The sequence below is a fragment of the Oleomonas cavernae genome (assembly GCF_003590945.1).
Taxonomy (GTDB): Bacteria; Pseudomonadota; Alphaproteobacteria; order Zavarziniales; family Zavarziniaceae; genus Zavarzinia; species Zavarzinia cavernae.
In genome coordinates, this window is record NZ_QYUK01000011.1 from 910,332 (window position 1) to 929,300 (window position 18,969).

At 68.2% G+C, this 18,969-nt stretch carries 17 protein-coding genes; 1 reads left to right on the forward strand and 16 read right to left on the reverse strand.

All coding sequences use genetic code 11. The annotated features are described in order from the left end of the window. Positions 1-44 precede the first annotated feature (44 nt). Genes D3874_RS08015 through D3874_RS08030 form a run of 4 tightly spaced genes read right to left on the reverse strand, consistent with a single transcriptional unit; the run spans position 45 to position 4,420 of the window. Positions 45-1,136 (reverse strand): hypothetical protein, encoded by a 1,092-nt coding sequence (locus D3874_RS08015; protein ID WP_119777613.1) that lies wholly within the window; start codon positions 1,134-1,136, stop codon positions 45-47. After that, entirely contained in the window at positions 1,133-1,747 is a 615-nt protein-coding gene (locus tag D3874_RS08020; protein ID WP_158595894.1) for a 5-bromo-4-chloroindolyl phosphate hydrolysis family protein, read from the reverse strand. Before D3874_RS08020 ends, D3874_RS08015 begins: the two co-directional genes overlap by 4 nt. Before the next feature lie 17 nt (positions 1,748-1,764). Further along, positions 1,765-3,336, reverse strand: a complete 1,572-nt coding sequence (locus D3874_RS08025; protein WP_199698990.1) for a vWA domain-containing protein — start codon at positions 3,334-3,336, stop codon at positions 1,765-1,767. Positions 3,337-3,340: 4 nt separating this feature from the next. Further along, a complete protein-coding gene (locus tag D3874_RS08030; RefSeq protein WP_119777615.1) occupies positions 3,341-4,420 on the reverse strand; it encodes a toxic anion resistance protein in 1,080 nt (359 codons plus the stop codon). A gap of 142 nt (positions 4,421-4,562) precedes the next feature. Between D3874_RS08030 and D3874_RS08035 the strand changes: the two genes are divergently transcribed. Next, complete coding sequence (locus tag D3874_RS08035; RefSeq protein WP_119782211.1) at positions 4,563-5,267, forward strand: glutathione S-transferase N-terminal domain-containing protein; 705 nt, start codon at positions 4,563-4,565, stop codon at positions 5,265-5,267. Here D3874_RS08035 and D3874_RS08040 read toward each other — a convergent pair. From D3874_RS08040 to D3874_RS08095, 12 genes are all read right to left on the reverse strand, one after another. Then, complete coding sequence (locus tag D3874_RS08040) at positions 5,257-6,573, reverse strand: Hsp70 family protein (protein WP_338016695.1); 1,317 nt, start codon at positions 6,571-6,573, stop codon at positions 5,257-5,259. The two genes, D3874_RS08035 and D3874_RS08040, sit on opposite strands and share 11 nt — an antisense overlap. 48 nt (positions 6,574-6,621) lie before the next feature. Beyond that, positions 6,622-7,995 carry a hypothetical protein gene (locus D3874_RS08045; protein WP_119777617.1) on the reverse strand — a complete coding sequence of 458 codons (1,374 nt, stop codon included), beginning with the start codon at positions 7,993-7,995 and terminating at the stop codon, positions 6,622-6,624. A gap of 14 nt (positions 7,996-8,009) precedes the next feature. Beyond that, positions 8,010-9,341, reverse strand: coding sequence for an efflux RND transporter permease subunit (locus tag D3874_RS08050; protein ID WP_119777618.1), 1,332 nt, complete (start codon positions 9,339-9,341; stop codon positions 8,010-8,012). Between the two features lie 8 nt (positions 9,342-9,349). Further along, a complete protein-coding gene (locus D3874_RS08055; protein WP_119777619.1) occupies positions 9,350-10,309 on the reverse strand; it encodes an MMPL family transporter in 960 nt (319 codons plus the stop codon). Beyond that, the gene (locus D3874_RS08060; protein ID WP_147385570.1) at positions 10,306-11,637 is read right to left on the reverse strand and encodes an outer membrane lipoprotein-sorting protein; all 1,332 of its coding nucleotides are present in this window, start codon (positions 11,635-11,637) and stop codon (positions 10,306-10,308) included. Before D3874_RS08060 ends, D3874_RS08055 begins: the two co-directional genes overlap by 4 nt. Before the next feature lie 199 nt (positions 11,638-11,836). Then, positions 11,837-12,346 carry a CinA family protein gene (locus D3874_RS08065; protein WP_119777621.1) on the reverse strand — a complete coding sequence of 170 codons (510 nt, stop codon included), beginning with the start codon at positions 12,344-12,346 and terminating at the stop codon, positions 11,837-11,839. Positions 12,347-12,537: 191 nt separating this feature from the next. Beyond that, entirely contained in the window at positions 12,538-12,750 is a 213-nt protein-coding gene (locus D3874_RS08070) for a cold-shock protein (RefSeq protein WP_119777622.1), read from the reverse strand. 213 nt (positions 12,751-12,963) lie between these two features. After that, on the reverse strand, positions 12,964-14,742 hold the full coding sequence (locus D3874_RS08075) for an AMP-binding protein (protein WP_119777623.1): 1,779 nt from the start codon (positions 14,740-14,742) through the stop codon (positions 12,964-12,966). A 92-nt stretch (positions 14,743-14,834) separates the two neighbouring features. Next, a complete protein-coding gene (locus D3874_RS08080; RefSeq protein ID WP_233559873.1) occupies positions 14,835-15,656 on the reverse strand; it encodes an SUMF1/EgtB/PvdO family nonheme iron enzyme in 822 nt (273 codons plus the stop codon). After that, the gene (locus D3874_RS08085; protein ID WP_199699335.1) at positions 15,653-17,011 is read right to left on the reverse strand and encodes a sulfatase-like hydrolase/transferase; all 1,359 of its coding nucleotides are present in this window, start codon (positions 17,009-17,011) and stop codon (positions 15,653-15,655) included. The genes D3874_RS08080 and D3874_RS08085 overlap by 4 nt, the downstream gene beginning before the upstream one ends. Continuing rightward, positions 16,990-18,045 (reverse strand): sulfatase-like hydrolase/transferase, encoded by a 1,056-nt coding sequence (locus D3874_RS08090; protein ID WP_158595895.1) that lies wholly within the window; start codon positions 18,043-18,045, stop codon positions 16,990-16,992. Before D3874_RS08090 ends, D3874_RS08085 begins: the two co-directional genes overlap by 22 nt. Before the next feature lie 148 nt (positions 18,046-18,193). Then, positions 18,194-18,901, reverse strand: coding sequence for a putative 2OG-Fe(II) oxygenase (locus D3874_RS08095; RefSeq protein WP_119777626.1), 708 nt, complete (start codon positions 18,899-18,901; stop codon positions 18,194-18,196). Between the last annotated feature and the right edge of the window lie 68 nt (positions 18,902-18,969).

An 18,969-nucleotide genomic window follows, 5' to 3' on the forward strand; every position in this document is an offset into this window, starting at 1 on the left:
GGCTAACGAGAAGCGCCCCGGCCACCTTGGCCGGGGCGTTTTTCTCAGGCGGCGAGGCGGGCGAGCAGGGCCAGCATCACCGATGCCTCGGGCATGGGCGTGATCGCGTCCAGCCGCTCGGGCACCATGGCGGCGACGTCGGGGTGCGAGGCGGTGCCGGGCGCGCCCAGCGGCCCGCGGAAGCCATGGTCGGCCCAGGCGATGTTCTGCAGCTCGCTGCTGGTCAGCGCTTCGATCAGCCCGTCGGCGCCGGGCTTCAGGCTCAGCAGCGGATGGGCGGAATAGACCGTCGGTACCGGGTAGAGCGCCACCGGCCGGTTGGCGCTTTTGGCGACCCGCACCCAGCGTTCGGGATCGGCGATGATCCATTCGACCAGTTGGTTCTCATAGCCGACAACCATGGGATAGGCGCCCGGCCCGCCTGCCAGATAGTCCTCGAACAGGCTGCCCGAGGAATGGGACTTGTAGCCCATGCGGCGGAACAGGCTCTCGACGTCGCCGGCCACGCTGCCCAGCACGGCAGGCGTCGCCACATCCCCAGCCAGCAGGTTGGCGGCCAGGCCCGCGAACATGAAGCCCGAATTGGACAGGTTGGGATCGGTCGCCGTGATCCGTGCCTTGCCGAACAGCTCGCCGACGCCCAGCGAGGCCCAGGTGGCATCGGCCAGCACCGCCTTGAGGAAGGCCAGCAGGTCGATCGTGGCGTGACCGGCGGCGTCCCGTGCCGCCGTGCCGGCCTTGATCAGCCCGTCGACCACGTTGGACCAGGAATAGACCACGATGGGCGAATTGAGCACCACCTGCGACCGCCGCACCTGGACATTGTTCTCGCGGGCGATCTCGACCATCACCGAGGAGGACGGCCACAGGAAATCCGGGCTCTGGGCCAGCAATTCCGGGGCCCGGACCATTTCGACCGAGCCGGCCTGGCGCCCGTTCAGGGCAAAGCCGGCGCCGGCCAGGGCGTCGATCGTCCTGGGGTTGGCCAGGAACGCCTTTTTCTCGCCGCCGACGAAACCGGTGAGCAGCGCGGGGTCGCGAAACAGTGGCGTGCCGCGCAGGTAGAGATAGCCGCCGGTTGCCGCCGCGCTGGCCCCCACCAGGCCCAGGCCGAAGGCGCGCCGTGTCATGCTCATCGCGCGGTCCCCATGTCTTCCTTCAGCGAGGATTCGATCAGCCGCAGCTCGACATCGAGATCGGCCAGGTCGGTGTCGAGCAGCGAGTCCGAATAATGGCTGAAGGCATCTTCGAGCTTGGCGATGACCGCCTCGGTCTGGGTGATCCTGGCAGGGTCGGGCAGGCGCTTTTGTTCCAGCACGCCATAGCGTTCGGCAACGTCGCCGGCGGCCGGCAGGTAGTAGGTCAGGAACCGCTGCACGGTGCTCAGGCGGTTGGCGTCCTGCTCGACCCCGGCGACGATCGACCGCGCGGTCGTGGCCAGCCGGCCGACCTGGGCCTTCACCGTGTCCTTGCGGATGCCCCGGGCGATTTCGCCCAGGCGCTCGATCTGGGGCGCGGCGTCGTTCAGCACCTTGCGCGCCAGGTCCAGCCGGCCGCGGGCGACGTTGGAGACATCGATGCCCTCGAACACCCGGCGGGGGGCAAAGGCGAAGACCAGCCCGGCAAAGGCGAGGGCGCCCACGCCCAGGGCGACGGCAAGCGGCACCTGTACGACAAAGACCAGCCCCGGGATCAGGATCGCGCTGACCAGGCCGGCGATGAGCCAATTGCGGTCGTCTGTGAACATTCCACCCATCCAGGCCGTCAGTTATAGCCGCGTGCGGCCCTGAAGGCACCGGTGAGATCCTTGGCCCCGTCGAAAACCCTGGCCCCGGTCGCCGCTGCCAGGGTGTCGAGCTGGCCGCGGTCGGCGTCGCCGAAGGTGATGCCGAAGATGGGGATGCGCTGGTCGCCCGGATCCCGGCTGGCCAGGAAGCTGTCGGGGTCGCCCTCGCTGCGGCCGTCGGTCATGATCACGATCGCCGGCAGATAGTCGTCGGTGGCGAGCAGGGGCCTCATCCGGGTGTAGGCCTCGCGGACACAGGCATACATGTCGGTGCCGCCGCCCACCCGGTGGCGGGTGGCCTGGGCCAGCAGGCTGGCCTGATCGGCGGCCGTGCCGCTGCCGTTCCACACGGCGGCAACGTCGCCGCTGAAGGGAATGACGAAGATGCGGTCCTTGGGCGACCATTGCACCAGCACCTCCGCGGCCCGTTCGGGCGTGAACAGGAAGCTGATGGCCTGGCGCAGCGCGCTTTCGCCCTCGCCCTGCATGCTGCCCGAGAAATCCAGGCACAGGGCGGTCAGCGACGGCCGGCGCAAGGCCTCCTGGTACAGCGTCAGCGCCTTGTGGATGACCGCCGGCTCGGGCATCTGCACCGCGGTGACGAGGCGGGCGGGATCGAAGTTCCAATCGGGCTCCGGCTTGGCCTGGGCGGCCCGGCCCAGAGCGATGCGCCGCCCGGTCTGGGCGATCTGCGCCTGGATTGGCGAGGTGAGCAGATGGGCCTGGAGTTCGACGAAGAAATCCTCGACCTCCTTGCCCCGGCCGCGGCCGAGGAAGCCCAGGGGCGAGTCGGCGATCGAGACGCCGTCGCCGGGATAGACCGCCCACAGGGGTTCGCGGCCCTTGGCGCGCAGGCGGTCGTTGGTCTCCTTCAGCACCGCCTCGTAATTCCACATGGCATCATAGGTGGCACCCTTGTCGAAGGCGTCGACATAGAGCTCGGCGAGCCAGCCGCTGGAACCCGAAGACCGCTCCACCCCGTGCAGCAGGCGGGTGACCTGGTCCAGGGTGGCGGGATCGTCGAGGTCGCCGGCTTCCAGCACCGGCTTGCCCCGCGCCGCCGCCAGCATGGCGAGATAGGCGCTGGCGCCCGAATTGGACTGGGTGGCAGAGGTCATGAGGAAGCGCAGGTCGCCGGCGTCGACGGCCTTGAGGATATCGGCCGTGCTGACCGGGCCCTTGGTCCAGCCCAGGGCCTCGGCCTTGGCCTTGCGCACGCCCAGCACCACCGGGTTCTGCGAGATCGATTGCAGGTGGGTGACCCGGCGCTGGGTATCGAACAGGTCGATCCAGATGCTCGAGGCGGGCCAGACCGCGTCGACCGTCGCCTCCTGCCCGGGCCGCAGCCCCAGGCCGATATCGAGCGAACCCAGGTAGGTTACGCTGCACGCGATACCCTTATCGTCGCAGAAGGCCTTGACGATCGGCTCCAGCACCTGGTTCTCGGAACCCGCGACGATCTTGAATTCGAACTTGGGGCTGTCGTCGCAGGCATTGAGGAGAAAGGCGGCCGAGAGCAGGGCGGCGAGGCGGAGGATCAGCATGGGCATGAGGTCAGGCCTTTGCTGCGCTCAGGGTGCGTTGGAGATCGCTGGTCATCGCTTCCATCCGCTGTTCCGCCTGGGTGCGTTTTTCCCGTCCCTCGGCCTGGACCCTCAGGACGCCGCCGATGGTATCGATCAGGTCGCGATTGGTCTGTTCCAGGGTTTCGATATCGATGATGCCGCGCTGCGCCTGCTGCTCGATGGCGATGGCCTGGTCCTTCATCATGGCCGAGGTCTGCTTCAGCATGGTGTTGGTGGCGTCGGTGACCGTCTTCTGGAGGTCCAGCGCCTCCTTCTGGCGGGTCAGGCCCAGCAGCAGGATCATTTTCTGCTTCCACACCGGGACGGTCAGTTGCGCCGTGGCTTGCAGGTTTTCGATCAGGGTCTCGTCGCCGGCCTGAACGATGCGGATCTGGGGCAGTTGCTGGATGCCGATCTGGCGTGCTTGCTGGAGGTAGAAGACGCGCTTTTCCAGCCGGTCCAGCGCCTGGACCGCGTCCTGGTAACCCTGGGCCTCCAACAGGCCGTCGCCGGCCGCTGTGGCACTGTCGGCCGCCGCCTTCAGGCGGAGCAGTTCGCCGGCGCGGTACTGTTCGCCGAAAGCCTTGCCGGCCTGGATATACGCCTCGAGCTCGCTGATCGAGCGGCGGGTTTCCTCGTGCAGGTCGTCGAGCACGGCGATATCGCGTTTCAGGCGGTCCTTGTGGCTGTCCAGGGTGATGACGATGCCGTCGATCTGGCTCGCGACATCCTCGAACTGGGCGGCGAAGCGGCGGATCCGCGCCTGGGCCGAGGAGAACAACCGCCCCAGGAACCCCAGGGACTGGAGGCCCGCCGCATCCAGGCCCTTGGCCTTTTCGATGATGTCGACCAGCAGCCGGCCGGTATCGCCCAGCTCGCGATTGCGGGTCTGGCCCAGGATCTTGTCGGCATAGGCGGTGACGGTGCGTTGCGCGCCCTCGCCGAAACTGGCCAGCAGCGCCCGGTCGCCAAGATCGATGCCCCGCCCGATGACCGCCACCCGGCCCGGATCGGCGGCGACGGCGGGCAGGGCAGTGACCGGTGCAAGGCTATCGCTGGTCGTCGTCATGGCTGGTGCCCCCTTGGCGCACAGGATGGCGCTTCCGCCCCGGCATTCAATCCCCTTCATGTGACGGCTGTGCGACGGTTGACGAGGGGCTGCCCGGCGACCCTATCTTGTGCCCTCGGCCTTGTCGCTTAAGGAATCGATCGTGTCAGACCTCTCCGCTTTTCCGATCACCACCCGTTGGCCGGCCCAGCAGCCGGACCGGCTGCAGCTCTATTCCCTGCCCACGCCCAACGGCGTCAAGGTTTCGATCATGCTCGAGGAACTGGGCCTACCCTATGAGCCGCACATGATCGATATCGGCCGGAACGAGACCTGGACCCCTGAATTCCTCGCGCTCAATCCCAACGGCAAGATCCCCGCCATCATCGATCCCGACGGCCCGGGCGAACAGCCGATCGCCCTGTTCGAATCCGGCGCCATCCTGCTCTATCTCGCCGAGAAGACCGGCCGGTTCCTGCCGGCCGACCCGGTGCTGCGCTACGAGACGATCCAGTGGGTATTCTTCCAGATGGCGGCGGTCGGGCCGATGTTCGGCCAGGTCGGCTTTTTCCACAAATTCGCCGGGCGGGACTACGAGGACAAGCGCCCGCTGGAACGCTATGTCGCCGAGTCGAAGCGCCTGCTCGGCGTCCTCGAAACACGGCTGGCCGGGCGGACCTGGATCATGGGCGAGGCCTATACCATCGCCGATATCTCGCTGCTGGGCTGGGTGCGCAACCTGATCGGTTTCTACGACGCGGGCGACCTGGTCGATTTCGCCAGCCTCGTCCAGGTTCCGGCCTGGCTGGAACGCGGCCTGGCCCGCCCCGCCGTGCAGCGCGGCTTGAGCATTCCGCTCAGGCCTTGAGCGCACCATTGCCGAACCGGCGTTCGGCATCGATCGCCAGGCCCAGGCCCACGCTGCCGAAGACGTCGCCCTCCACCGGGGCGGCGTTGGGCAGGTGGCCCAGGATGCGCTGGCGAATATCGGGAATGGCGGTCGAGCCGCCGGTCAGGAAGACCGACTGGATCTCGTCCGGGGTTACCCCCGCCTGGGCCAGGCAGCGGTCGATGCCGGCGACGATGGCCGCCGTCTCCCGGCGCAGGGCGTCGACCAGGTCGCGGCGGGTCAGGACCAGTTCCACAGGCGGGTGGAAGGGCAGGTGCAGCATCGCCGTCGCCTGCTGCGACAGGGTGATCTTCGCGGCCTCGACCTCGGTCGCCAGCCGGTGGCCGTTGCGCTCGACCAGGACCTCGATCAGCCGGTCGATCAGCGCCGGCTGGTCGACGCCGGAGCGGATCGAGCGGAAATAATTGAGGGTCGAGGCGGTATAGAGCGACGGAATGCGGTGCCAGGTCGCCAGGTCATGGAACAGGCGGATCGGCATGGGCAGCTTCTTGGTGCCGATCGTGGCATTGAAGCCCAGTTCGGGCATCACATGGGCGATCGACAGCAGGCGGTCGAAGTCGGTACCGCCGACATGCACGCCGCTGCGCCCCAGGATGTCGTCCGCCCGCTCGGCCTTGCGCGACCGCTCGGGCGACAGGCGGGTCACGGCGAAGTCCGAGGTGCCGCCGCCCAGGTCGACGATCAGGGCCAGTTCCTCGCGCGCCAGCGACTGTTCGTAGTCGAGCGCCGCGGCCACCGGCTCGAATTGCAGCTCGATATGGCGGAAGCCCTGGGCCCGGGCGATCTCGACCAGTTCCTGCTCGGCCTGGCGGTCGGCCGCGTCGTCATCGTCGACGAAGCGGACCGGGCGACCCAGCACGACGCTGTCGATCTCGGCATCCAGGTGCTGCTCTGCGCTCGATTTCAGGTGCCTGAGCAGGATGCCGATGATGTCCCTGATGGCCATCGGCCGGTTGCGGATCTGCGTCGTCTCGGCGATCAGCGACGACCCCAGCACGCTTTTCAGCGCGCGCAGCAGCCGGCCCTCGGTGCCGTCGATATAGGCCCTGATGCCGTCGCGGCCGAAGCGCACCGTCTTGTCCTCGTAATCGAAGAAGATCGAACTGGGCAGGGTCACGCTGCCACCCTCGAGCGGGCACAGGACATAGCGTCCCCCTACGCTGAAGCCGAGGGTGGAATTCGACGTGCCGAAATCGAGGCCACAGTACCGAGGGGGCATTACGGGTCCAGAGGGAGGGGGCGGCTTGCCGCGGGGCGGTAACATGCCTGTCGCCCTCCGCCGGGGCAAGGCCGCTCGCGCCGGCGGCTGCCCCTAAAACCGCAGTTCGAGGCCGAGATAGGCGCCGTCGTTGTCGCGCCACAGGCCGAACTGGGTGTCGGCATCGCCCGCGAACAGATAGACCGCGCCTTTCACGGTCAGGTCGTCGGTAAGCAGGTAGTCGAAGCCAACGAGGCCGGCGGCGTCGCCCTCATAGACGTTCGCAGCACCCTTGCCGTAGAGCTGCAGCCAGCGATCGACGATCAGGCGCAACTCCCACAGTGCATAGTTGGCATAGGGGCGGCCGAAGCGCGACACCAGGATGGGATCCGTGGTGTCCGCCTTTCTCGTGCGCACGTCGCCGGCATATTCGAGCGTGGCGCGGGCCTCCTCGACGGCAAGCCACCGCTCCAGTGGCACCAGGCGGAACTGCGCGCCCAGGAGGTAGCGCAAGAAGTCGTCGTCCTTATCGGAGGGCGTGTGCTGCCAGACTGCGTCGGCATAGAGCTTGTAGCGCTCGCGGGCGATGACGATGCCGCCCAGGGCCGAGGCGGTGTCGAGCAATTCCTGGTCGCCGACGATGGTGGTGGCTGCGCCCGGCACCGGCGGCGGCAGGAGGGCACGTCCCCGCAACACGGGATAGGCCGCGGCGCCGACATGGGCCCCGAGGTAGAAGTCGAAGGCCTGCCGCCGTCCGGTATAGGTGAGGAGCGCGCCCCAGTCCTCAGGCTCGAGCGAGCGGAACGCGGTGTCGACGCGCAGGTCGACGGGGCCGGGGATGGCCGGCAGCGCGGACAGGTCGAAGAAGGACGTGTTGCCGGCGCCGGTCGACCAGCGGCTCTCGTCGTCGCCGCGGCGGGGCCGTTCGTCCGCCGGCAGCACGGAAAGGGAGAGGCGATCGTCGCCCAGATAAACGCTGGCGGTCGCTTGCCACAGCCCCATGGAGAAGTCGTGCAGGGGATTGGCGTAGTCGTGCGGCTCGAAGCGGTTAGCGGGGGAATAGAGGTCGCCATAGCCGAGTTTCAGCGGCGCCTTGCCTACCACCAGGTCGAAACCGGTGCCGCGCCAGCGGACGTTGGCCCGGGTCAAGTCGAAATTGGCCGCTTCGTCGGCCTGGAAGGCCTCGCCCCAGGTGCGGGCCATGAGGTCGGGCGTGGACCCGGCCGCATAGGCCCCGAGATCGAAGCTGATGCTGGGGTCGGGCGTGTAGCTCGCCTCCAGCGACAGGCGGCTCCAGGCGATGACGTCGTCGCGCTGTCTTACGGTTTGCGCGGGATCGTCGAAGAAGGCATCGCCGAAAGCTTCGAGCGTCCCGGTCCAGCGCAGGGCACCGGCCTCGCCGGCACAGGCCTCGCCGATCCCCAGGAAGGCCAAGGCGCCGAGCAGCGGGGCGATCCGGCGACAGGCATGGCTAGGCTTGCAGGTCATCGCGGGCGATTCCTTCAGGCTGCGCGGACGGCGGCGCGCCGTTGCGCGACCCGTCCGGCGACGTCGAGCAGCAGCGGCGTGACCACTACGTCGGTCACCCAGGCACACCACAGGCCGATGGCGCCCAGCAGGCCGAAATGCCAGACCACGCTGAATTCCGAGAAGGCGAAGGCGAGGAAGGCGAGCGAGACGCAGGTCACGGTCAGCGTGACGGCCAAGGCCTGTTCCTCGAGGAGCGGCATGTCCGTCTCGCCGGTGGTGCGCAGCATGTGGGCGTTGATCATGTGGATGGTGTCGTCGACGGCGATGCCGAAGCACACCATCGCCGCGACCCCGGTGCCCGGGTTGAACGGCAGGTCCAGGATGGCGATGACGGCGAACACGAAGGCGCCGGGCAGCACGTTGGGGATGAGCGAGATCAGGCCCACCGCGAGGGAGCGGAATGCCGCCGCCAGGAACAGGGCGGTCACCACCAGCAGGGCCACGAAGCTGATGAACTGGCTTTCGACCAGGGATTCGGCACTGCGGTTGACCAGGATGTTCTGCCCGGTCACCTCGAGGCTGAGGCCGCTGCCGGCGAACAGCGTCGCCGCCCGTGACGTGAGCAATTCTAGGCGGCGGTTGATCTCGCGGCTGTCGAAATAGGGGTGGCGGACGAGGATCAGGGCCTGCTGCCGCTCGTCGGCGAGGAAATGGCGCAGTTCCCCCAGGTCATGGAACAGCAGGTATTGCTCGGTCGCCTCCAGCGCGGGCGGCGGCGATGCCGCCGCGGCGCCGGTGAACGCCCGGTGCGTGAGGGTTACATAGTCGGCGATCGACACGGCCGAACCGAACAGGCCTTTCGCCTCGGCCTCGAGCGCAGCCAGGCGCTCCAGGCGGTCGGGTTCGAGCAGGGAGCCCGAGTTGGTTTCCACCACGGCATAGAACAGGTTGAGGCCGGTCATCCGCGCCTGGAAGAAGTCGATGTCCTGCACGACCTGGGCCTGCCTGTTGATCATGGCGATGGGATCGATCGACGGCGTCAGGCCGATGATGGTCGCGAGCGACAGGCCGGTCAGGGCGAAAACCGCGGCGAGCACGGGCTTGCGGCGCCGCGGCGTCGCCACCAGCGGGCGGGTCGCCCGCTCGAGGAACTGCCCCAGGCGGCGCGAGCGCTGGCCGATCGAGGCGATCCTGGCCGTGGGGCGCGGAAACCACCAGGCAAGCAGCAGCGGCACGAGCACGATGGTGATCACCAGGTTGATCATCATGCCGATGGTGGTCGCCAGCGCGAAATCCTGGATGAAGGGAATGGCGCCGATGACATTGGAGCCGAAGCCGATGGCGGTGGTGGTGCCGGTCAGCACGCTGGCGGTCAGCAGCCGGCGCGAGGTGAGGGCCAGCGCCCGTCCCGGTCGCCGCTTTCGCTCAAGGCGCGGAAATAGCCGGCGATGAGGTAACAATCCTCTGTCGCGCCGATGCCGATGAGGAGCACGGGCAAGGCGCCGGTTAGCTGGTTCACCGGCAGGCCCAGCCAGCCCAGGCAGCCGAAGGTCCAGACGATGCTGATCAGGGCGGTGCACAGCGGGATCAGCGTGGCGAGGAGCGAGCGGAAGGCGATGGCCACGGTGCCGATCAGCAGCGCGATGGAGATCGGCGTCAGCAGGGCGACATCGCCCAGGATGAGGCGGCGCGATTCGACATAGGTGCGCGGCGGCCCCAACTGGTAGAGACGCGCAAAGTCACCCTGGTAGGGCGCCATGGCCTGCGCGACGAAATCGAAGGCCTGGCGGGGCAACTGCCCGTCCTCCCAGGTCGCCTTCACGTAGACGGCGATCGCCGCGGTCTGCCCGTCGGTGGCGAGATAGGTGCCGCCGACGAAGGGGTTGGCGCGGGCCCGCGCCAGTGCCGCGGCAAGGCCGGCGGCGTCCTGCGGGACGCTGGCCATGACCGGCGTGGTGTCGACGGCATCGCCGTTCGCCTGGGCGTGGCCGACGTCGAAGACGCTGTTGACGTGGTCGACCAGCGGGGAATTGCCCAGGGCACGGCGAAATTCGCGCAGCCGGGTCAGCTTGGGCGTGGTGAACAGGGCGTCGTCCGCGACCACGACCAGGACCACATAGTCCGACCCGAAGCGCGCCGTCGTCTCGGCGTAGAAGGCATGATCGGGCAGGGTGGGATCGACCAGGCTGCTGTAGCTGACATCCAGGGACACCCGGCCGAGCCCGGTGGCAGTGACGAGGGTGACCAGGGCGAGCAGCGCGAAGACCAGGCGGCGGCGATGAAACAGCCACTCGAAGAGGCTGGTCGCGCGCACCGCGGTCGGCGTGCTCATAGATGCGCCCGGCTCTCGAGGAAGCGATGGGAGAAGACGTCCTCAGGGACACTGTCGGCCGCGATCGAACGGCTGACGGTCGTGACCCGGGTCGAGCCGCCGGTGACGAGGTCCGTCATTACGGCCACACGCGGCCGCCAGGCACGGGCCGTCACCGGCTCGGCCTCCTCGACCGTAAAGGTCTTGAGCGGCCTGCCCGAGCCGCGTTCGTAGTAGCGCGTCTCGACGATCAGGTAATTGTCCTGCCGAATGTAGAGCCGGCGGAAGGCATAGCTGCTGTCGTCGGCAATGTCGGCCGTCGGCGTCGCGGTGACGACGAACACCGCCGCGCCGGCGATGGCCTCGTCGCCCTCGCGGACATAGGTGTAATCGTCGCGATCCTCGTTCACCAGGTCTTCATGGGTGAAATCCGAGCCGGCGAAGGAGGAGCGCCGGCCGCCGCCGATCACCCGCTTCAAGACCGAGAGGGCGGGCAGGTAGGTCCATTGGTCGTCGGGCTCGCCAGGGCGCTGCCAGGTCAGGACGGCGGTGCCATGCACGCTGGCGGGCTCGTCGACGGTCAGCAGGTAGCGATAGGCCGAGGGGCCGAAAGCCCGGGCATAGCGCCGGAACACCCGCCGGGCCTCGCGGCCGTCGGCGCCCTTGATGAGCATGGCCTCGACCGCGAATTCATGCGGCAGGTCGTGGCGGGCGGCGACCTCGTCCATGATCGCGCGCCCGCTCGCGCCGTCGGCGAGACTGACGGAAGCCCAGATCGCCACGGCGACGAAACCCGTGAAGGCGCAGGCCGCGGCGATCCTGCGCTGGCGCAGCGCGAAAGGCGCGGCCGCGGCCGGTCGCGGCGGGCCGCCGACGAAGGGGCCGGGGCGGCGGATCAGCCCGAGGCTGAAAGCGCAGAGCCAGAAGCGCCCCGAGAGGACGAGCGAGTGCCGTGTGAACAGTTCATCGGGCACGAAGTGGCGCCAGCGATAGCCCAGGTCGCGGTAGAAGGCCGGCAGTGTATCGTCACCCGTCGCATCCCGCCAGGCGGCCCGCATGGTCGAGCGCTGGCACAGGGACTGCCGGTTGCGCCGGGCGAAGCGCCAAGCCGGCTCGATCCTTCCCAGGGCGAGCAGGCGGCGCAGGATGGCGTATTCGCGCAGCCGGCTGCGGCAGTCCGCCGCCTGGGTCAGGCACAGCACCCCCGCCGGCAGGGCCAGCGGCCACAGCTCGAAGACGGCCGCCGCCGCACTGACCGCGGCCATGGTGACGCAGATGAACAACGGCAGCCTGATCGAGCCGATACCGTGTCGATAGGCCTCGATGTACCACCGTGTCTGTCCATTCATCGAGACCGCCCCCACCAGCACTCCCCCCGGGCATAGTTTTGCGGCGATCGGAATATACGCTCAAGCCAACTCGTCACCGTTATGGGCGTGGCTTGCGGTCGCAGCGCTTGGCCGGAATCAACGGTCGGCGGCGGCGCGAAAGCGAGTCGGGGAAAAGTTTTTCATATGGGCCGGGCGCGGGCAAGGCGGCGCCGGCGGTTCATGGCTGGCGCGGCGGGGCTGCTTCCAGGGCCTCGACGAGGAGGGCGAGGGCCGCTTGCGCGAAGGCCCACATGTTGGCGACGCGGTCGTCGAGGCCGGTGCGCAGGGTGCGGACAAGGTTCACCGGCCCGACCACCGCCATGCAGCTGTGGCCCGAAGGGTCGCCATAGGGGTTGCCGCCGGGGCCGGCGGCACCGGTCTCGGACAGGCCCCAGGTGATTCGGCCATGCTTGGCGCGCACCGCTTGCGCCAGGAGCTGGGCATAGGGTTCGGAACTCGACCGGACGCCGCTGCTGCGCATGTCATCGGTCGAGATGCCGACGAGGCCGCGGATGGCGCGGGCGGAATAGGTGATGGCGCCGCCGGCGAAATAGGCCGAGGCACCGGGTACGGCCAGCAGGCTGGCAGAAATCAGGCCCCCCGCCGAGGTTTCGCCCACCGCGATCTTCTCGCCCCGCGCCTTCAGCAGGCTGCCGGCTCGGGTGCCCATGGCCAGAATGTCGTGCATGCCCGTCGTCTCCCGCCATGACAAAGAAAAACCCCGCCACCTCGGAGAGGGACGGGGTTTTCCTGGTCGGGTGTCAAGTCACACCAGATGCTGCCGCATCATTCTTAACCTATCGCCAGTACATCCGTGGTCGATCGGTGGAATGATGCTGGCCGCCGGCGGTCGGTCAAACCAAGCCGCCGGCGTTGCAATCAGGCGATGTTCTTCAGGTTGTCAGCCGACATCTTGCCGCTCTTGCGATCGGCGACGAGCTCGAAGCCGATCTTCTGGCCTTCGCGCAGTTCGCCAATGCCCGAACGCTCCACGGCGCTGATGTGGACAAAGGCATCGCTGCCGCCATCGTCCGGCGCAATGAAACCAAAGCCCTTTTGGGCGTTAAACCACTTTACGGTTCCCGTCTTCATGGGATCCCTTTCAACGTATAGAATCTGCTCTCCCGCGCAAAACGCGGGCCGCCGAAGTCGCATTTTCAGGTAGAAGAATTTCAGCTTGGCGCAAATTAATTGCGCAAGGCCAAGTCGTCTGGCCATTCATCGGCCAGCACAATTTGGTCTCGGCCCGGATTAAATACAAGGGTCTTTGAGAAATATCTTCAGATCACGGCCGATTCCGCTGGTTTAAGCCTCGGTCCAGTCGACCGTCACCAGGTAGTTTTGCAGCCGGGTCGCGACGCGGGACTGCAAGGACAGGTCCGGCGCCGCGGCCAGTTGGATCACCAGGCCGCGCTGGGCATCCTGCTGGACCGTGATCATGTCCAGCGCTTCGCCGGCCAGGACCTCGCGGAACAGGCGTTCGGCGCAATCGAGGCGCAGGGCCGGCTTGAAGACCTTGCCGACCGGTGTCAGGGGCAACTGATCCACGACGATGATGCGCTTGGGCAGGGCCGGGCGTTCGGCGATTCGCTCGGCCGCGAAGGCCAGCAGGGCGGTTTCTGCGTCCGCCCGATCCGGCTTCAGCACGACATAGGCGACCGGCACCTCGCCGGCATAGCCGTCCGGCATGCCCACCGCCGCGGCATCGCGCACGCCGGGGTGGGCCAGCAGGCATTCCTCGATGATCGCCGGATCGATGTTGTGGCCACCGCGGATGATCAGGTCCTTGGCCCGGCCGGTGATGAAGACCCGGCCGGCGCCGTCGACGAAGCCCAGGTCGCCGGTGATCAGCCAGCCGTCGGCGGTGAACAGGCCCCGGTTCTGCGCCTTGTTCTTGTAGCCCGGCGTGACATTGGGGCCGAACACCACGATCACCCCGGCGACGCCCGGCGGGCAGGTGTCGCCCACCGCGCCATCGGCCAGCACGGCGCGTGCCTCGACCCGGCAGAACGGGATCGGCAGGCCGGCCGAGCCCAGCACGCGCGGGGCCGAGATCGGGTCGATGCAGATCGCCCCGGCGGTCTCGGTCATGCCGTAGACTTCACGCAGCGGCTTGCCGGTGATCTGCTCGATGCGCTGGGCCACCACCTTGGGCGTCGAGGCGCCGCCGCACAGGGCCAGCCTGACGGCCGACAGGTCGTGGCCGGCCGGATCGACGGCGCCGACCGCGGCCAGGGCGGTGGGCACGCCGCCCACCAGGGTCGCCCCGGTCTCCTCGACGATGCGCCAGTAGTTGGCAGCGATGCTGGGGTTGCGGAAGCCGCTGGGCGACAGCAGCACGACGCGCGCGCCGACCAGCAGGAAGGCCAGGGCGCTGATGATGGTGCCGCCGACATGGAACATGGGCAGGCCGTTGGTCACGGCATCGTCGGGCGTCAATTCGATCCCGGCGGCGACGCCGTAGGCGGCCGCCAGTTGATTGCGATGGGTGTGGATGACCAGCTTGGGCGATCCCGTGGTGCCGCCGGTGTGGAAATAGGCGGCCTCGTCATCGGCCGCCGCCCGGTCGGCAAAGGCCAGGGTAGGCGCCATGGCCGACCGGGCCGCGGCGAAGTCGACGACATCCGGGGTCTCGACCGGCCCGCCGCCGACCTTCACCAGCGTGGTGATGCCGTCGACGCGGTCACGCAGCTTCAAGGCCTTCTCCCAGATGTCGATGCCCGGCGCCGGGCCGAAGGCGACCAGCACCTTCGCCCCCGCGGCCTGGATCAGGGCGGCGATCTCGTCGACCTGGAGCAGGGGATTGACCGGGAAGGCGATGCCGGCGGCCTCGGCCCCCCACAGCACCAACTGGGTGTCGACCAGCGACGGCAGCAGAATCGCCACGGCGTCGCGCCGCCCGATGCCCCGCGCGCGGAACAGGTTGGCGGCCTGGGCAATGCCGGCCAGCAGTTGCGTATAGGTGACCTCCACCCGCGCGGCGCCCGGCTCGCCCGAGGCCAGGAAGGTGAGGGCCGTCCGCCCGCCATGGTCACGGCAGGTGGCCTCCAGCGCTGCGTGGACATTGCCGGAAAACTGGGTCATGACGAACCTCCCCGCGACGCTTCTTGTTGTTTCCGTACAGTGTACGTAAATCTTGAGCGATCAGCGGGGAAAGTCAAGCACCAGGGACGGCGTCATGTCGAGCGGGCGCAGCGGAAACCGACATTGGCCGCGGTCGACTCCGCGCTCACGCCGATGCGCGCCGCCGGGCGGTAGCGGGCGCAATAGTCACCCGCGCACAGGAACGAGCCGCCCTTGGCGGTGAGCAGGGCGGTGCCCTGGATGGGGCCGCAGCCGCAGCTCGCCTCGCGGTCGAAGCGCGAAGCGGTCAGTTCCCAGACATTGCCGATCATGTCGTAGAGGCCCCAGCCGTTGGGCGGAAAAGTGCCGACGGGCGAGGGGTCGGGGGCGCCCTCGCGGGCGAAATACCAGGGGAAGGCGCCGGTCCAGATATTGGCCATCAGCCGGCCTTCCGGCATCAGCCGGTTGCCCCAGGGATAGGTCTTGCTCCAGTCGGCGGCGGTCGCTGCCGCCTCCCATTCGGCTTCGCTGGGCAGGCGCTTGCCGGCCCAGGCGGCGAAGGCCTGGGCGTCGGCCAGGGCGACGTGAACCACCGGGCAAGCGTCGAGGCCGTCCAGGGTCGAGCCCGGCCCCCGCGGCGCGCGCCAGCAGGCCCCCGCCACGAAGCGCCACCAGTGCGAGGGATCGTGCAGGTCGACCGGCCCCGCGGTCATGGTGAATACCGCCGAACCGGCCGGCGCGGCCCGCTCGGCCAAAGTGACATGGCCGGTGGCGGCGACGAAGCGGGCGAAATCGCCGTTCGTCACCGGCCGGCGGTCGAGCCAGAAGGCGTCGACATCGACCAGGCGCGCCGGCCGTTCCTCCGGGTAATAGTCGTCCGATCCCAGGCGGTAGACGCCGCCCGGGATCAGGACCATGTCGCGCTCGAGGCTCACACCCTGATCCCGATGCGGTCGATGAAGCGCTTGCTCTCGATCAGGTCGAAGGGGGTGCTGTCGATATTGAACTGTACGCGCACCAGCTCGCCCTGGAATGGGTTGTGTCCCTCGTAGAGGGTGGAGACCCGGTTGCCGAGGTCGGCACCCAGCGAGAAGCCGTCGTAGGAGGTCGAGAGCAGCACGTTGGCGAAGGTGCGCTCCGCCAGCTTGCGCTCGCCCAGGAAGAGGGCGCCGCCGCCCTCGAAGGGCCGGGCGGTCATGGTCTGGACATAGCGCAGGCGCAAGGGCCCGTCGGGCAGCGCCTCGGCCGGCTCGATCCGCTCGACCCAGGGCGTCATGCTCTGCTCGTAGACCAGCCGGCCTTGCCTGATGTGCATGACGAAGCCCGCATGGCGCGAGCCGCAGGCGAACAGGACGCCGTCGCCGGCACCCGGCCGGCGCACGAGGTCGACGATGATCTCGTGCGAATAGCCGCCGACCTGGGGCGAGACATGAGCCGACAGGCGGTCCATGGGCGCGCGCATGTCGAAATGCGTCTTGGTGCCCCGGCGCAGGCGGTCCTGCGACAGCTTGATGATCAGGTTGCGGTCGTCCATGGGGAAGACGCCGTAGCGCTCGGCCGCCGCCTGCCACTTGGCGGCCAGGGCGGCGACCTTCTCGGGCTGCTGATCCGCAAGGTCGGTGATCTCGTTCACCTCCCGGCTGAGATCGTAGAGTTCCCAGCGGTCGCCCTCGAAGGGCGTGCCGCGCTCGTGGCGGATCACCGCGCGCCAGTTGCCGTCCATATAGGCGCGCTGGCCGCCCAGTTCGAAATATTGCTCGCTGCGGGTCGGTGCGCTGTCGCTCTTGAAGGTGGCGGCGGCGCTGGCGCCTTCCAGGGGTTTCAGCTTGCGGCCGCGATAGGTCGCGGGCCGTTCCACCCCGATCGCCTCCAGGATGGTAGGATAGAGGTCGATGACATGGACGAAGCGCGAGCGGATCTCGCCCTTGGCGGCAATGCCCTTGGGCCAGGCGATGACCAGCGGATCGGCCACGCCGCCCAAGTGGGCATATTGCTTGTAGAGGCGGAACGGCGTGTTCGAGGCGCAGGCCCAGCCGATGGGATAGTGCGGGAAGGTCTGGTCCTCGCCCATGACGTCATAGAGCCTGGCCGCCTCGGGCACCGGCACCGGCCGGCCGAAGGCGGCGGCGAAGACGTTGGGCGTGCCGGTCTGGGTGCCCTCGGCCGAGCCGCCGTTGTCGGACATCAGCACGATCATGGTGTTGTCGCGCACGCCCAGCGTATCGAGCGCCGCGAGCAGGCGGCCGATGTTGCGGTCGGTATTGGTGATCAGGCCGGCATAGACCTCCATGTAGCGGGCGAACAGCTTCTGCTCCTCCGCCGACAGGGCCGACCAGGTGGAAACCCCGGGGCCAGCGGGGGCAGCACGGTGGTCTCGGGCACCAGGCCCAGGGCCTGCTGGCGCTTCAGCCGCTCGGTGCGGACCCCGTCCCAGCCGATATCGTACTTCCCGCGATAGGTGTCGCGATCGGCCGCGGGCGCCTGCAGCGGCGAATGGCCGGCGGGATAGCACAGTTGGAGCAGGAAGGGCCGCTCGGGATCGATCGATTTCTGGGTGTTGATGTAGGCGATCGCCCGGTCGGTCAGGTCGTCGACGACGAAATAGCCGGGCCTGTCGGGCGGCTCGACGGGCGCGGTGCCTTCGAGCAGTTCGCCCGGGCGGAAGTAATCGGTGGAGTGGCCCTGGAACCAATAGGCGCGGTCGAAGCCGCGGCTGGTCGGCCAGTTGTCGGTCGGGCCGTTGGCGCCGTTGGTGTGGGCCACGTTCACGTGCCACTTGCCCACATGCAGCGTGTTCCAGCCCTTTTCCTGCAAGACTTCGGCCAGGGTCGCGGCCTCGTGGGTCAGGTCGCCGCGATAGCCGGGATAGCCGCTGTCGAGGTCGGCGAGCCAGCCCATGGCGGCCGAATGATGGTTGAGCCCGGTCATCAGGGCGGCCCTGGTGGGCGAGCACATGGCGCAGGTGCGGAAGTTGGAATAGCGCAGGCCGGCCCCGGCGATCGCGTCGATGTTGGGCGTCGCAATCTCGCTGCCGTAGCAGCCGAGATCGGCAAAGCCGATGTCGTCCAGCACGATGACGATGATGTTGGGGGCGTCCGCCGGCGCCGTCACCGCCTCGGCGTAAGCCGGGCGCGAGTCCTGGAAGGATTCGGCGATCTGCGCCGGGCCGCCCTCGACCGCGGCCGGGGTGCGCAGGCTGCGCGCCTGGCGGTCGAGGGTGACAAAACCCGCCGCCGCCGCGCCCGTCACGGCCACGCCGCCCGCCGCGCCCAGCAGCAGGGAGCGCCGGTCCAGCCCGCGCTTGGGTTTCTTGTCCTCGCTCATGGCGTTCTCTCCATTTCGCAGGGGCAGACAAACCGGCGCTTGCCCTGCGTGATTTTTATTGGCACGGTCCATGCCAATAGTCGCCGAGCAGACGGAATTCGTCAATGACCAAGCCGCTGATCGGGGAGATGGGGGCGGTCCGCGTCAGTCAGCGGGGACTGTAGTCGTGTAGCTGGTCGCCCCCGGTGGCATGGACGCTTGCATTGAAGGAGATGATGATGCGATCGGCGTCGCCGGCATAGGGCAGCGCCTGATGGGCGAGCCAGGACGGAAAGATGGTGAGTTGTCCGGGCACGGGCTCGACGTCACGGTGCGGCGGCTGCAGATAGGCGTTCGCCACATCGACGAAGGCACCGCCCAGCGTCGCGAAGGGCGGGCCATAGAACCGGGTGACCCCATTGGCCGCGCCGTAAACCGGGTGGCGGGCACGCAGCGGCGCCTCGTCGACCTGGACCACATAGACCCCGGACCAGGAGCAATTGCCGTGCGTATGCACGTCGTGGAAGGCGCCGCCGTTGCTGCACTGGAACCACATGCCCTTCATGGCGACTTCGAGATTGAGGCCTTCCGCCGGCCAGGAACCGGCATTGGCCTGCTCGACGGTGTCGTGAAGGCGATCGACGACGAAGCGGACGAATTGATCCCATTCCTTGAGCTTGATGCGCTGCAGAAGATCGTCGTCGCTGGCGAAGAAATTCGCCGGCGCCTGCCGCCGCTGCTCCAGTTGCTCGGCGCGTATGGCGCCAAGAGCACGAACGAGCAAGGCATTGAATTCCGACACACCCGCCAGCCGGTAGATACCCAGCGGGGTGGGCCACAAGGCGTGAAAACCGGGTTTGAGCTCGATGTCACTCATCCGATCTCCACAAGGCCGCTTCAGGGTGCGAGCGATCTTTGGTTGGAACGCCCCCGCCACTATATTGG

Coding starts and splice junctions, on each gene's coding strand:
- D3874_RS08015 (WP_119777613.1), bottom strand. CDS start 1,136: ATGAGCATGACACGGCGCGCCTTCGGCCTGGGCCTGGTGGGGGCCAGC.
- D3874_RS08020 (WP_158595894.1), bottom strand. CDS start 1,747: ATGTTCACAGACGACCGCAATTGGCTCATCGCCGGCCTGGTCAGCGCG.
- D3874_RS08025 (WP_199698990.1), bottom strand. CDS start 3,336: ATGCCCATGCTGATCCTCCGCCTCGCCGCCCTGCTCTCGGCCGCCTTT.
- D3874_RS08030 (WP_119777615.1), bottom strand. CDS start 4,420: ATGACGACGACCAGCGATAGCCTTGCACCGGTCACTGCCCTGCCCGCC.
- D3874_RS08040 (WP_338016695.1), bottom strand. CDS start 6,573: ATGTTACCGCCCCGCGGCAAGCCGCCCCCTCCCTCTGGACCCGTAATG.
- D3874_RS08045 (WP_119777617.1), bottom strand. CDS start 7,995: ATGACCTGCAAGCCTAGCCATGCCTGTCGCCGGATCGCCCCGCTGCTC.
- D3874_RS08055 (WP_119777619.1), bottom strand. CDS start 10,309: ATGAGCACGCCGACCGCGGTGCGCGCGACCAGCCTCTTCGAGTGGCTG.
- D3874_RS08060 (WP_147385570.1), bottom strand. CDS start 11,637: ATGAATGGACAGACACGGTGGTACATCGAGGCCTATCGACACGGTATC.
- D3874_RS08065 (WP_119777621.1), bottom strand. CDS start 12,346: ATGCACGACATTCTGGCCATGGGCACCCGAGCCGGCAGCCTGCTGAAG.
- D3874_RS08070 (WP_119777622.1), bottom strand. CDS start 12,750: ATGAAGACGGGAACCGTAAAGTGGTTTAACGCCCAAAAGGGCTTTGGT.
- D3874_RS08075 (WP_119777623.1), bottom strand. CDS start 14,742: ATGACCCAGTTTTCCGGCAATGTCCACGCAGCGCTGGAGGCCACCTGC.
- D3874_RS08085 (WP_199699335.1), bottom strand. CDS start 17,011: ATGGAGGTCTATGCCGGCCTGATCACCAATACCGACCGCAACATCGGC.
- D3874_RS08090 (WP_158595895.1), bottom strand. CDS start 18,045: ATGAGCGAGGACAAGAAACCCAAGCGCGGGCTGGACCGGCGCTCCCTG.
- D3874_RS08095 (WP_119777626.1), bottom strand. CDS start 18,901: ATGAGTGACATCGAGCTCAAACCCGGTTTTCACGCCTTGTGGCCCACC.